The sequence below is a fragment of the Bradyrhizobium sp. USDA 4449 genome (assembly GCF_054056275.1).
The window spans coordinates 5,803,658-5,815,644 of sequence record NZ_JBSRYD010000001.1; the positions used below are offsets into that span (position 1 = coordinate 5,803,658).

An 11,987-nucleotide genomic window follows, 5' to 3' on the forward strand; every position below is an offset into this window, starting at 1 on the left:
AGGCGCGACCCATGGCAAGTGAAATTCTGATTGTCGATGATGAGGCCGATATTCGGGATCTCGTCGCGGGTATTCTCGAAGACGAGGGTTTCGTCACAAGGACCGCGCGCGACAGCGACTCGGCACTCGCCGAGATCGCCAACCGCCGGCCGCATCTGGTGTTCCTCGACATCTGGCTGCAGGGCTCCAAGCTGGACGGCTTGCAGCTGCTGGAGCAGGTCAAGAAGGACAACGCCGACCTTCCGGTCGTCATGATCTCCGGCCACGGCAACATCGAAACCGCGGTCGCCGCGATCAAGCGCGGGGCCTATGATTTCATCGAGAAGCCGTTCAAGGCCGATCGCCTGATCCTGGTCGCCAACCGCGCGCTGGAGAACTCGCGGCTCAAGCGCGAGGTCAAGGAGCTGAAGCAGCTCGCGCCGAGCGCCAGCTCGCTCGTCGGCCGCTCGCCCAGCATGAACCAGCTGCGCCAGACCATCGAGCGCGCGGCGAAGGCCAACAGCCGCATCCTGATCGTCGGCCCCGCCGGCGCCGGCAAGGAATTGACCGCACGCACGCTGCATATGGCTTCGGGCCGCGCCGACGGTCCCTTCGTCGTCATCAACGCAGCAGCGATCACGCCGGAGCGGATGGAGCATGAACTGTTCGGCATCGAGCAGTCCAACGGCGAACATCCGCGCAAGCCCGGCGCGCTCGAAGAGGCCCATGGCGGCACGCTGTTCATCGACGAGATCGCGGACATGCCGCGCGAAACCCAGAACAAGATTCTGCGCGTGCTGGTCGAGCAGTCGTTCCAGCGCGTCGGCGGCACCGCCAAGGTGCAGGTCGACGTGCGCATCATCTCGTCCACCGCGCGCAATCTCGAAGAGGAGATCGCGGCCGGTCGTTTCCGCGAGGACCTCTATCACCGGCTCTCGGTGGTGCCGATTCGCGTGCCTGCACTCTCGGAGCGGCGCGAGGATATCCCCGAACTGATCGACTACTTCATGGAGCAGATCTCGGCCGGCAGCGGTTTGCCCAGGCGGCAGATCGGGCAGGACGCGATGGCGGTGCTGCAATCGCACGTCTGGCCCGGCAATGTGCGTCAGCTCCGCAACAATGTTGAGAGAGTCATGATTCTAGCCGCCGGCGGTCCGGAGGTGATCATCACCGCCGATATGCTGCCGCAGGATGTCGGCTCGATGGTCCCGGCGATGCCGACCAGCAACAATGGCGAGCACATCATGGGACTGCCGCTGCGCGAGGCGCGCGAAGTCTTCGAGCGCGACTATTTGATTGCACAGATCAGCCGTTTCTCAGGAAATATTTCTCGTACGGCCGAGTTTGTTGGCATGGAACGTTCGGCGCTGCACCGAAAATTGAAGGCGCTCGGCGTCGGCTAATGCCCGACGTCGCGCCCAGACCTTGGGGATACCAGAGGAAAAACAACTATTTCCGTAGTTTTTCGGAGAAGACGGACGTCGCCTGCCGCGTGAAGCGGCTTGCCTAATAAGCCGTCCTGTCCTCTAATCGATTGGCGGTTCCTCCGAGGGGGATCTCATGAGGAACGGCAACCGGACGAAGGCCCGATTTTGAAAACGGGGCCGCGACCGGCGCAATAAAAAGAAACTCAAAGCGAGAAAAAAACAATGGCGGCAGACCGCGCACAAAACCTTCAGGACACCTTCCTTAATCACGTTCGCAAAACCAAGACGCCACTGACGATCTTTCTGGTCAACGGAGTGAAGCTCCAGGGCATCGTGACCTGGTTCGACAATTTCTGTTTGCTGCTTCGGCGCGACGGTCATTCGCAGCTCGTCTACAAGCACGCGATCTCGACCATCATGCCGGGCGCTCCGATCCAGCTGTTCGAAGGCGGCGAGGATCAGCCGGCTTGAGAGTGATCTGATTGGACCCCCGGAGTTTCGACGGGGATGCCGACCGTTCGCGGCCGGCAGGGGCTAAGCAGACGGGGCGGGTGCTTGTCATCGGCCCCTACTTGCGCGCGCGCGCGGGAAGTGCCGACGCGCAATCGGAGAGTCATGTTCAGCGCGACGCCGAGGCCAGGCTCGATGAAGCCGCGGGTCTCGCGCGCGCGATCGACCTGGTCATTGCGGACGCCATCATCGCACCGATCAGCCAGATCCGGCCGGCGACCTATATCGGCAAGGGCAAGGTCGAGGAGATCGCCGCGCTCGCCAAGAGCCTCGACGTCGAGCTCGTCGTGATGGATTGCGCGCTTGCGCCGATCCAGCAACGCAATCTCGAGAAGGAATTGCATGCCAAGGTGCTCGACCGCACCGGCTTGATCCTGGAAATCTTCGGCCGCCGCGCCAAGACGAAGGAAGGCTCGCTCCAGGTCGAGCTCGCGCATCTGAATTACCAGCGCTCGCGCCTGGTGCGGTCGTGGACCCATCTCGAGCGCCAGCGCGGCGGTTTCGGTTTCATGGGCGGTCCCGGCGAGACGCAGATCGAAGCCGACCGCCGCCTGATCCAGGAGCGCATCACCAAGCTGGAGGGCGAGCTGAAGAAGGTGCAGGCGACGCGCCGGCTGCACCGCGCCGGCCGCCAGCGCGTGCCGTATCGCGTCGTCGCGCTGGTCGGCTACACCAATGCCGGCAAGTCGACGCTGTTCAACCGCCTGACCCGCGCCGACGTGCAGGCCGCCGATATGCTGTTCGCCACGCTCGATCCGACGCTGCGCGCGCTGACCCTGCCGCATGGCGGCAAGGCGATGCTGTCTGACACCGTCGGCTTCATCTCCAATTTGCCGACCCAGCTCGTCGCCGCCTTCCGCGCCACGCTGGAGGAAGTGCTTGAGGCCGACGTCATCCTGCACGTCCGCGACATCTCGCATGAAGACGCCGAGGCCCAGCAGAGCGACGTCGACGCGGTGCTGCGCCAGCTCGGTATCAATCCAGATGACAGCGGTCGCATCATCGAGGTCTGGAACAAGATCGACCGCTACGAGCCTGACAAGCGCGAAGAGCTTCTGAATATCGCCGCGCGCCGGCCCGAGGATCATCCGGCGATGCTGGTCTCCGCCGTGTCAGGCGAGGGGATCGATGCGCTGCTCGCCGCGATCGAGGAACGCCTCGCCGCCAAACGCACCACGCTCGATCTCTCGATCGACGCCGCCGACGGCGCCGGCATCTCCTGGCTGCACCGCAATTCCGAGGTACTGGTGAAGGAGCTGCACGACGGCCGTTTTGATATGACCGTGCGGGTGGACGAGACCAAGCGGGATATCGTGGTGAACAGGTTCGACGCGGTGCCGCATCTTGCGACCTAGACGGCGCGGTCCTGCCGCGTGAGTTGCGCAACTTCTTTCTCAACGGACAGCGCAGTTAGGGACGGCCTTGATTGCCTTCCTCTTGTAAAAGCTTGTCCTTCCCCTTCGCCGCATTCCACAGCGTGTCCATCTCCGCCAGCGTCGCCTGTTCCAACGTGCGCCCCTGCGCTTCCAGCGCGCGCTCGATATAGGCAAAGCGCCGTTCGAATTTCGCATTCGTCGCCCGCAACGCGGCCTCCGGATCGGCATCGACATGACGGGCGAGGTTGACGAGCGCGAACATCAGGTCGCCGGTCTCTTCCGCGATCTCCTCCTTGTCGTTGCGATCGAGTGCGGCCTCGATCTCGTCGGCTTCCTCGCGAATTTTCTGCAGCACCGCGCGCGGATCGTTCCAGTCGAAGCCGACGGTGGAAGCCTTGCGCTGCAGCTCCATGGCCCGCGTTAGCGCGGGCTGGCCGGCCTTGACGCCCGCGAGCAGCGACTTGCGGGGTGGCGCTGCCTCGGGCGGCCGGCGCGCGGCGCGCTCGGCTTTCTCTTCGGCCTTGATCCGGTCCCAGACCTCTTTGACGTGAGAGGACGCGAGATTGCCGTCCTTGTCGGCGAAGACATGGGGATGGCGCCGGATCATCTTTCGCGTGATCGCTTCGACGACATCGCCGAAGGAAAATGCGTTCTGCTCCTCGGCCATCTGGGCGTGGAACACCACCTGCAGCAGGAGGTCGCCGAGCTCCTCGCGGAGATCGTCGAGATCGCCGCGGTCGATGGCGTCGACCACCTCATAGGCTTCCTCGATCGTGTAGGGCGCGATCGTCGAAAAATCCTGCTCGAGGTCCCAGGGGCAGCCGGTCACCGGCGTGCGCAGCGCCGCCATGATCTCGATCAGGCGGGAAATATCGCGGGAAGGGGTCATTGCGGGGCAGTCTCCTGGATCCAAAACCTTATGCCAAAAGCGGGCCTCCGTTCCCAGCGGGACCCTCGGGAACGGGCCGATTTCCACCGATTGGCTGATACGTTCAGCAGTGCTAAAGCGCGGGCCATGAGCGACGCATTTGCTTCACAAACCGCGCTGGTGCTGTTCTCCGGCGGCCAGGATTCCACCACCTGCCTTGCCTGGGCGCTGAGCCGCTTCGCCCGGGTGGAGACGCTGGGGTTCGAGTATGGCCAGCGCCATGCCGTCGAGCTCGACTGCCGCGACCGGCTGTTCGAGGGCATCAAGGGCTTGCGCGCCGATTGGGCCGCAAAGCTCGGCGAGAGCCATACGCTGTCGATCCCGACGCTCTCGGCCGTGTCCGAGACGGCGCTGACGCGCGATGTCGCGATCGCGATGGGTGCTGACGGTCTGCCGAACACTTTTGTGCCCGGCCGCAACTTGGTGTTCCTGACCTTCGCTGCGGCGCTGGCGTATCGGCGCGGCATCACCCACATCGTCGGCGGCATGTGCGAAACCGACTATTCCGGCTATCCCGATTGCCGCGACGACACCATTCGCGCGATGCAGGCCGCGCTATCACTCGGCATGGCTCGCAAGTTCGAGCTGCATACGCCGCTGATGTGGATCGACAAGGCCGCGACCTGGAAGCTGGCGCATGACCTCGGCGGCGATGCGCTGGTCGATTTGATCCGCGAGCAGTCGCACACCTGCTATCTCGGCGAACGCGGCGCGCAGCATGACTGGGGCTATGGGTGCGGCGAGTGCCCGGCGTGCAGCCTGCGGGCGAAGGGCTGGCGGGAGTTTGTCGGGAGGCGGTGAGGCAAACTCGGTGTCGTCACCTGCGCAAGCGGGTGATCCAGTATTCCAGAGCCCGTCCTTGAGCCGAAAGGCCGCGGCGTACTGGGTCGCCCGGTCAAGCCGTGCGACGACAGAGGAAAAAATCCGGCCTCTCTCCGCCGTCGTTGCGAGCGAAGCGAAGCAATCCAGAGTCCTTGCGCAGGGGCAGTCTGGATTGCTTCGTCGCACCAGCGCAAAATTGCTTTGTCGCAGGCTCCTCGAAATGACGGAGGAAGCAGCACGCGCTACCCAAAATCCTCCGGCCGAAGCTCAATCGGCTTGCCATGCGGGGTGCGATCGGCGGCATGATCCCAGGCATCGCGATAGCGATGCAGCGTGTCCATCGACGCGACGCCCTTGCGAGCGACGAGGCCCTCCAGCGTGGCAAGCCAGTGCAGATAATAGGTTTCGCCCGTGTCAGGATCGCCGGCGGCTTTCGCGCGCTTGATCTCGTCGGCCAGCGCCGCGGCCCATTCCGGCCAGGTGAAGACGCCGCGGTCGTGCAGGCTCAAGGCCATTGCAAAGGCCTGCGCTTCCCAGGGGGCGCGGAACACCGGGCCGTCGTCGTCGCGCGGAATGCTCGGGATGGCCGCCGTTGCGGCAGCCGCAGCAATGCTGCTCGTCATGCCGGGTCCAGATAGGGCTCGAACGCGTCGATCGAGACCTTCAGGGTCGGATCAGCGCCGGCACCCCAGAGATCGCGGCCCTCGAATACGACCGTGTAGAGCCATTGCGGATCCTCGCCGCGCTCCATCGCGGCCGTATCGGGAAATACATGGCAGCCATGGTTCAGCTCGACCACGCCGACATGCCCGCGCACATAGCGCGGCAGCCGCGTATGCGTGGTCGGATGAATGTTTTTCGCGCGGACACGGTCGCCGATGTTGAACTTGGCAGGGGCAGGCGCACGGCGGGCGAATTTGCCGCGCACCATGACGCGCTCGACATTGGCGAGATCGAACTTGCCGTGCTTGAGCGCTTTGCCGGGCTGCATCGCGCGGCCGGCGGCGACTTCCTCGCGGGTGAGGTAGCCCTTCTCGATCAGCATCTCCTCGAGGCCGAGGAACCACTTCTTGTAGTAGGAGCTCGAGAGATAGACATGCGGCGGCAGCGTCTCGCGATAGAAACGCGAGGTGTCGATGTTGAACGCGCCGGCTGCGCCCATCGCGCGCACCATCGCCAGCACGCGGGCCTCCCACGCCTCGTGAAACATCGGCTCGTTCGGCTCGGGCTCGACCTTGCCGAACCCGTCCATGCCGCCCATGTCGTGCACGCCGTTCAAGACGGCGCTCCGGGCGTCCTGGGAAAGCCGGTTCCGATCATCGAATCGCGGGTGACGAGTTCGGCAAGCTGCTCCTCGCTCCAGCCTTCGGTGCCCGCGGGCCGCATCGGCAGCACCAGGAAGCGCGTCTCGGCGGTGGAATCCCATACCCGGATTTCCGTGTCCTTCGGCAGTGTGACGTCGAATTCGGCGAGCACGCCGCGTGGATCCTTCACCGCGCGCGAACGATAGGGCGACGCCTTGTACCAGACCGGCGGCAGGCCCAGCATTTCCCAGGGGTAACAGGAGCACAGCGTGCACACGACCATGTTGTGACGCTGCGGTGTGTTCTCGACCACGACGAGATGATCGCCGACGCGGCTGACATGGCCGAGCGTGCCGATCGCCTTGCTGCCGTCCTCCAGCAGCGCCTTCTTGAAATCGGCATCAATCCAGGCTTTTGCGACGACGCGGGCGCCGTTATGCGGGCCGATCTTGGTTTCATAGGCCTGGATGATGGCGTCGAGCGCGGCTGGCTCGACGTAGCCTTTTTCGGTCAAGATCGTTTCGAGCGCGCGCACGCGCAACTCGGTTTCCGACAGTTCCGAATGATCATGGTCGTGGTGATGGTGGTCGTGATCTTGGCTCATGGCGCGAAAGATTAAGCGCAAGGATCCTGTCCTGTCGAGCATTCGTTGCGGCGCGGCTGGTCCCATGTTCCTGACGCTTGATGTGCGCTACGATGGAGCCAAAATCGGCTTCGGAGGCGCCCGTGAAAGAGTTCGTCAAGATCGAGAAAGGCCTCGGTCCCGAGGGGCGGATTGCCGTAGTGCGGTTCGATCGTCACGACGGCATCAACGCATTGTCGCCGGAGGCGCTGCGCCAGCTCACCGCGGCGGCACGTAGCTTCGAGGATGATGCGGCGACGTCAGTCGTTGTGCTGACCGGGAATTCGGGCGCGTTCAGCGCCGGCTTCGATTTGAAGGACCCCGAAGGGCGCTCGCGCAAGGAGATGGATATTGGCACGCTGAGGCGGCATCTCAGGCTGGGCCCGCGCCTGACACACGCCTGGCACGAGATGGAGCAGATCACCATCGCCGCGATCGAAGGCTTTTGCATCGGCGGCGGCGTGGCGTTGGCGGTCGCGCTCGACTTCCGCGTCATGGGCCGCGATGCGCATCTGCGCGTGCCCGAGATCGGGCTCGGCATGAACATGAGTTGGCAGAGCATCCCGCGCATGCTGCATCTGATCGGGCCGGCCCGCACCAAGCAGGCCGTGGTCCTGGGCGATGAGCGCATCTCGGCGGACGACGCCTATCAATGGGGCCTGGTCGAGCAGGTGGTCGATCCCGGCCATGCCTTCGATGCCGCCATGGAACTGGCCCGCAAGGTCGCCGCCCAGCCGCCGCTCGCGGTCGCCATGACCAAGCTGACGGTCAACCGGCTCGCGCATGCGCTGGACGATCTCGCCAGTCACATGGACGTCGATCAGTTCGCGCTGGCGAGCCTCAGCGAAGACCACAGGGAGGGCGTCGAAGCGTTCCTGACTCGGCGCAAGGCTAAGTTCAGAGGAAGGTAGCCAACGGATTCCTTACCGCCTTGAGCAGGAGAGGCGTGGCTTCGTCCGGCCATTGAATCGCCGGCGCGCGGCAACGGCTCGGTCAATGGGTCAACCAGCCCGGAGACTGCCCCGTGGCAAAGGAATTTTCTTCCCGGGAGGCGGATTGGGAAAACTTCGCCCAACGCCTCGCAAATATCTGAAATTGCGCAGACGGCCGGAAAAGGTGATATGTTGCAGCGCAGCGTCGCCGGCGCCTGCCATTGTTCCACCTTCTGCCGTTTGGAACGACCTTGACCTCGTGCGCCTGTCGGGCGGGCGAGCTAAACATCGTGCATGAAAGCCGCTTCCATGAATGCGCAGCCATCGCTGGTGGTCGGAGACCCGATCGAAATCCTGGACGCCGCGGCCAAGCCGGATGCGATGGTCCGTTTCGAGAACATCTCGAAAACCTATCCGGCTTATCGCGGCAAGCCCGGTGTCGTTGCGCTGCGAGGCATCGATTTCGCCATCGCGCGAGGCTCCATCACCGGCGTGATCGGCCGCTCCGGCGCCGGCAAGTCGAGCCTGGTCCGCCTCATCAACGGGCTTGAGAAGCCGACCGCCGGCCGCGTCGTCGTCGACGCCAGAGACATCTCGGCGCTCACGGGGCGCGACTTGCGGCTGGCGCAGCGCTCGATCGGGATGATCTTCCAGCATTTCAACCTGCTGTCGTCGCGCACTGCCGCCGACAACATCGCGCTGCCGCTGGAGATCGCCGGCTGGTCCAAGGCCGACATCCGCGCCCGCGTGAGCGAGCTGCTTGCGCTGGTCGGCATCGCCGACAAGCACGATCGGTACCCGTCAGAACTCTCCGGCGGCCAGAAGCAGCGTGTAGGCATCGCCCGCGCGCTGGCGACGCGGCCGGATGTGCTGCTCTCGGACGAGGCGACCTCCGCGCTCGATCCGCAGACCACGCGTGCGATCCTTGACCTGCTTGCGAATATCAACCGCGAGCTCGGCGTGACCATCGTGCTGATCACCCACGAAATGTCCGTGGTGCGTCAGCTCGCCAAGGAAGTCGTCGTGCTCGATGCCGGTCACGTCGTCGAGCGCGGCCACGTCGCCGACATCTTCACCCATCCCAAGCATCCGATCACGCAGTCTTTCCTGGCCGAGGTCACAGGCGACAGCCTTCCGGTCTCGCTGGCCGGTCGCATCGTGCAGGAGCCCGGCGGCCACGCCGTGATCCGCGTCCAGGTGCGCGGAGCAGGGGCAGGCGCCACGCTGATCGCGCGGCTTGCCCGCGAGCTCGGCCTCGACGTCTCGCTGCTGTCGGCCCGCATCGACGAGATCGGCGGCCAGCATGTCGGCTCGCTGGTGCTCGGCATTCCCGGCGGCGAGGGCGCCGCGGCGCGCACGCTGGCATGGCTCTCACAATTTCAGATCTCGGCGGAGCGTCTCGGCTATGTCGCCTGAACTCATCAAACTGATCATCCTGGCCACCTTCGAAAGCCTGTACATGGTCGGCATCGCGGCGCTGATCGGCACCGCGTTCGGCCTGCCGCTCGGCGTGTTCCTCGCAACCAGCCGGAAGGGCGAGCTGTTCGCGGCGCCCACCGTCAATCGCGTGCTGGGCATCGTCGTCAATGCGACGCGTTCGACGCCCTTCATCATCCTGGTCGTCGCCATCATTCCGTTCACCCGAATGGTCGCCGGCACGTCGATCGGGTCGACGGCCGCCATCGTGCCATTGACCATCGCCTCCGCACCTTTCATCGCGCGTCTCGTCGAAGGTGCGATCCGCGAGGTCGACGGCGGCCTGATCGAGACCGCATCCTCGTTTGGGGCCTCGCCGGTCCAGATCGTGTTCAAGGTGCTGATCCCCGAGGCGCTGCCCGGCCTGCTGCTGGCGCTGACGCTCGCGGTCGTCAGCCTGCTCGGCTATTCCGCCATGGTCGGCGCCGTTGGAGGCGGGGGCTTAGGCGATCTCGGCATCCGTTACGGCTATCAGCGCTTCATGCCTGAGATGATGCTGGCGGTGGTCGTCGTGCTGATCGCACTGGTGCAACTCGTGCAGAGTGCCGGCGATTATCTGGCGCGCCGGGTCAACCGGCGGCTGCGTCACCGCTGATCCACCTCACGCCGCCGGCCGGCCGCGCCGCAGCGTCTCCTGAGGGAGCCCGGAAGGAGACCGGATGCGGCGTTCTCCGGTCGACCGCTTCTACCGAATGGCCGATCCAGAACCGGCCGTCGCCACATCACCGACATGCGTTGACGCGAGCGCCAACGAGACCCGCGGAGCGGGGTATTTGGAGCCACGGATCTGGTTGCTTCAAAATCCACATGGACCCATCCGTTGTCGGGGCAAGGCAGAAATGACACCCGGCGTGCAAAGTAGAAATGTCACCCGAACTGACAGCAACCGGGGCGCATGGACGTTATTTTTGGCCTGAAGACGCGCCTGCGCTCGTTAGAAATGTCACCAGGAAATCGGTGAGGAGGGCGCGCGGACGCGGAGCTGGCCGGGGTTGCGCAGCGGCCGCGCGACCGGATGGTACGCCCTGGAAGGTCAGGTTGGCTTGAACATGTGCCGCTCGGCCTGGCCTCGACGGCGTGGCGCCTTGGCTGAGCGCGACATGTCCAGCTGCTTCTGCTGCTCGGCAATGTAGGCCAAGACCTCGCCCAGCCGCTTGTTCTCGACGATCGCCGCCTGATTGACCTTCTGCAGCTTGTCGAACGTTCGGTAGGGCAAATCCCGCCCGTTGTGCCGGATCGCCAGATGGCCATCCGGATAGTCGATGATCGTGACGCGCTGGCGGGCAAGCCGCCGCGTGACCTCGTTGTTCTCGAGCATGAACAGGATCTTGTCGTACTGAATCGTCAGATTGTTCGTCAGCGTGCGCTCTTCCTTCCAGGCAAAGACGTCGCTCAGCGGCGCCAGGTCCTCACCGGGGCGATGGGCATCCTGGTCCGACTTCGCAGTCTTGCCAAAGCGAGCATTGTAGCTCGCCATAAACGCCGGCAGGAACGCGTTGCCGGCCGCGATCGTCGAGATCCCGGCAAGCCGCATCTCCTTCACCAGACGATCCTGCAGCGTTCCGAATGAGCGCTCCACCCGACCTTTGGCCTGAGGGGAGTTGGCACAGATGATATCGATGTTGAGTTCGCTCAGAGCGCGGCCGAATTGCGTCATCCCGTTGCCACCGGCCGCCTCGCGATGGTTGACCCGGAAGATCGAGTGCTTGTCCGAGTAAAACGCAACCGGGCGGCCATAACGCTCCACATAGACCCTGGTCTCGCGCAGATAATCCAGCGTCGATTCCGAAGGTACGAACGCCGCATGCAGAATCTGGCTGGTCGCATCGTCGATATAGGCCAGCAGCGAGCACTCCGGGCCACGTCCTTCGAACCAGTAATGCTTCGAACCGTCGATCTGGATCAGCTCACCAGTCCGTTCACGCCGGTTGCGCGGCTGATGCACCGAGGGCAGGCGGCGCTTCCGATCAATCCATAGCCCGTCCGCCAACATCCACTTGCGCAGCGTCTCCCGCGACACCAGGCAGGCGTGGTTCTCTTTGAGCTTCTCTGCCGCCAGCGTCGGGCCGAAATCCGCATAACGCGCCTTCACCAGCGACATCGTCAGCTCGCGCACCTGCGCCGGCATCCGGTTGTTGCTGGGCTTGCCACGACGCTTGGAGGCCAAGCTTGCCGCTCCATGCTCGCGGAGCGAACGGAGCAGCCGGAACACCTGTCGCCGTTGCAACTGAAGCACCGTGGCGGCTTCTGACACCCGCAATCGCCCGGCTTGTACCTCCATCAAAATATTGAGCCGCGAAAACTCCTTGTCGCTCATAGACACCACCACGATTGCCGTCCCCCGCAACTGCATTCCAACCGCGGAGTGCCATCTCAACTTTGCGGAGGGGTGTCATCTCTATATTGCGCTTACATCCGTAATTCGCATAAGGTATATTATGGAATATATTTATATTCAATTCGATCAATTATTTAGCTGGAATTGCTGCCATGGCGCTTTCGCTCAAGCGCCATATCCAGCTCCGGGCTCGCCGAACGCCCCCAGCCCTTGACGGCTACTGTGCATGGGGTTGTTTTTCAGATTTGGATCGGATCGAGGCCTCCGAAAGCC

Annotated in this window: 12 protein-coding genes; 7 read left to right on the forward strand and 5 right to left on the reverse strand. The window is 64.0% G+C overall.

Going from position 1 to position 11,987, the window contains the following annotated elements:
* Nucleotides 1–11: 11 nt before the first annotated feature.
* The 3 genes from ntrX (at nt 12) to hflX (ending at nt 3,271) form a co-directional block, all read left to right on the forward strand.
* A complete protein-coding gene (gene ntrX / locus ACVIIW_RS27185; protein ID WP_456703551.1) occupies nt 12–1,382 on the forward strand; it encodes a nitrogen assimilation response regulator NtrX in 1,371 nt (456 codons plus the stop codon).
* Between the two features lie 246 nt (nt 1,383–1,628).
* On the forward strand, nt 1,629–1,877 hold the full coding sequence (hfq, locus tag ACVIIW_RS27190; protein ID WP_007591126.1) for an RNA chaperone Hfq: 249 nt from the start codon (nt 1,629–1,631) through the stop codon (nt 1,875–1,877).
* A gap of 11 nt (nt 1,878–1,888) precedes the next feature.
* A complete protein-coding gene (gene hflX / locus ACVIIW_RS27195) occupies nt 1,889–3,271 on the forward strand; it encodes a GTPase HflX (protein WP_456703552.1) in 1,383 nt (460 codons plus the stop codon).
* 55 nt (nt 3,272–3,326) lie between these two features.
* Here hflX and mazG read toward each other — a convergent pair whose 3' ends face one another.
* On the reverse strand, nt 3,327–4,181 hold the full coding sequence (gene mazG, locus ACVIIW_RS27200) for a nucleoside triphosphate pyrophosphohydrolase (RefSeq protein ID WP_456703553.1): 855 nt from the start codon (nt 4,179–4,181) through the stop codon (nt 3,327–3,329).
* Between the two features lie 126 nt (nt 4,182–4,307).
* Here mazG and queC point away from each other — a divergent pair, with 126 nt between their 5' ends.
* Nucleotides 4,308–5,021: a 7-cyano-7-deazaguanine synthase QueC gene (queC, locus tag ACVIIW_RS27205; protein ID WP_456703554.1), complete on the forward strand. Its 714-nt coding sequence runs from the start codon at nt 4,308–4,310 to the stop codon at nt 5,019–5,021.
* A 263-nt stretch (nt 5,022–5,284) separates the two neighbouring features.
* Here queC and ACVIIW_RS27210 read toward each other — a convergent pair whose 3' ends face one another.
* Genes ACVIIW_RS27210 through nthA form a run of 3 tightly spaced genes read right to left on the reverse strand, consistent with a single transcriptional unit; the run spans nt 5,285 to nt 6,950 of the window.
* Nucleotides 5,285–5,665, reverse strand: a complete 381-nt coding sequence (locus ACVIIW_RS27210; RefSeq protein WP_456703555.1) for a nitrile hydratase accessory protein — start codon at nt 5,663–5,665, stop codon at nt 5,285–5,287.
* Complete coding sequence (nthB, locus tag ACVIIW_RS27215) at nt 5,662–6,321, reverse strand: nitrile hydratase subunit beta (protein ID WP_456703556.1); 660 nt, start codon at nt 6,319–6,321, stop codon at nt 5,662–5,664. Before nthB ends, ACVIIW_RS27210 begins: the two co-directional genes overlap by 4 nt.
* Nucleotides 6,318–6,950 (reverse strand): nitrile hydratase subunit alpha, encoded by a 633-nt coding sequence (nthA, locus tag ACVIIW_RS27220; RefSeq protein ID WP_456705282.1) that lies wholly within the window; start codon nt 6,948–6,950, stop codon nt 6,318–6,320. The genes nthB and nthA overlap by 4 nt, the downstream gene beginning before the upstream one ends.
* 122 nt (nt 6,951–7,072) lie before the next feature.
* On the opposite strand from nthA, the gene ACVIIW_RS27225 reads away from it, so the two are divergent.
* The 3 genes from ACVIIW_RS27225 to ACVIIW_RS27235 all read left to right on the forward strand — a co-directional run bounded on the left by ACVIIW_RS27225 (nt 7,073) and on the right by ACVIIW_RS27235 (nt 9,971).
* A complete protein-coding gene (locus ACVIIW_RS27225) occupies nt 7,073–7,879 on the forward strand; it encodes an enoyl-CoA hydratase/isomerase family protein (RefSeq protein WP_456703557.1) in 807 nt (268 codons plus the stop codon).
* A 315-nt stretch (nt 7,880–8,194) separates the two neighbouring features.
* Nucleotides 8,195–9,316 (forward strand): methionine ABC transporter ATP-binding protein, encoded by a 1,122-nt coding sequence (locus tag ACVIIW_RS27230; RefSeq protein WP_456703558.1) that lies wholly within the window; start codon nt 8,195–8,197, stop codon nt 9,314–9,316.
* Complete coding sequence (locus ACVIIW_RS27235) at nt 9,306–9,971, forward strand: methionine ABC transporter permease (RefSeq protein ID WP_456703559.1); 666 nt, start codon at nt 9,306–9,308, stop codon at nt 9,969–9,971. The genes ACVIIW_RS27230 and ACVIIW_RS27235 overlap by 11 nt, the downstream gene beginning before the upstream one ends.
* A gap of 438 nt (nt 9,972–10,409) precedes the next feature.
* On the opposite strand, the gene ACVIIW_RS27240 is transcribed toward ACVIIW_RS27235, so the two are convergent.
* Nucleotides 10,410–11,693: an ISNCY family transposase gene (locus ACVIIW_RS27240; RefSeq protein ID WP_456703560.1), complete on the reverse strand. Its 1,284-nt coding sequence runs from the start codon at nt 11,691–11,693 to the stop codon at nt 10,410–10,412.
* Nucleotides 11,694–11,987: the final 294 nt, after the last annotated feature.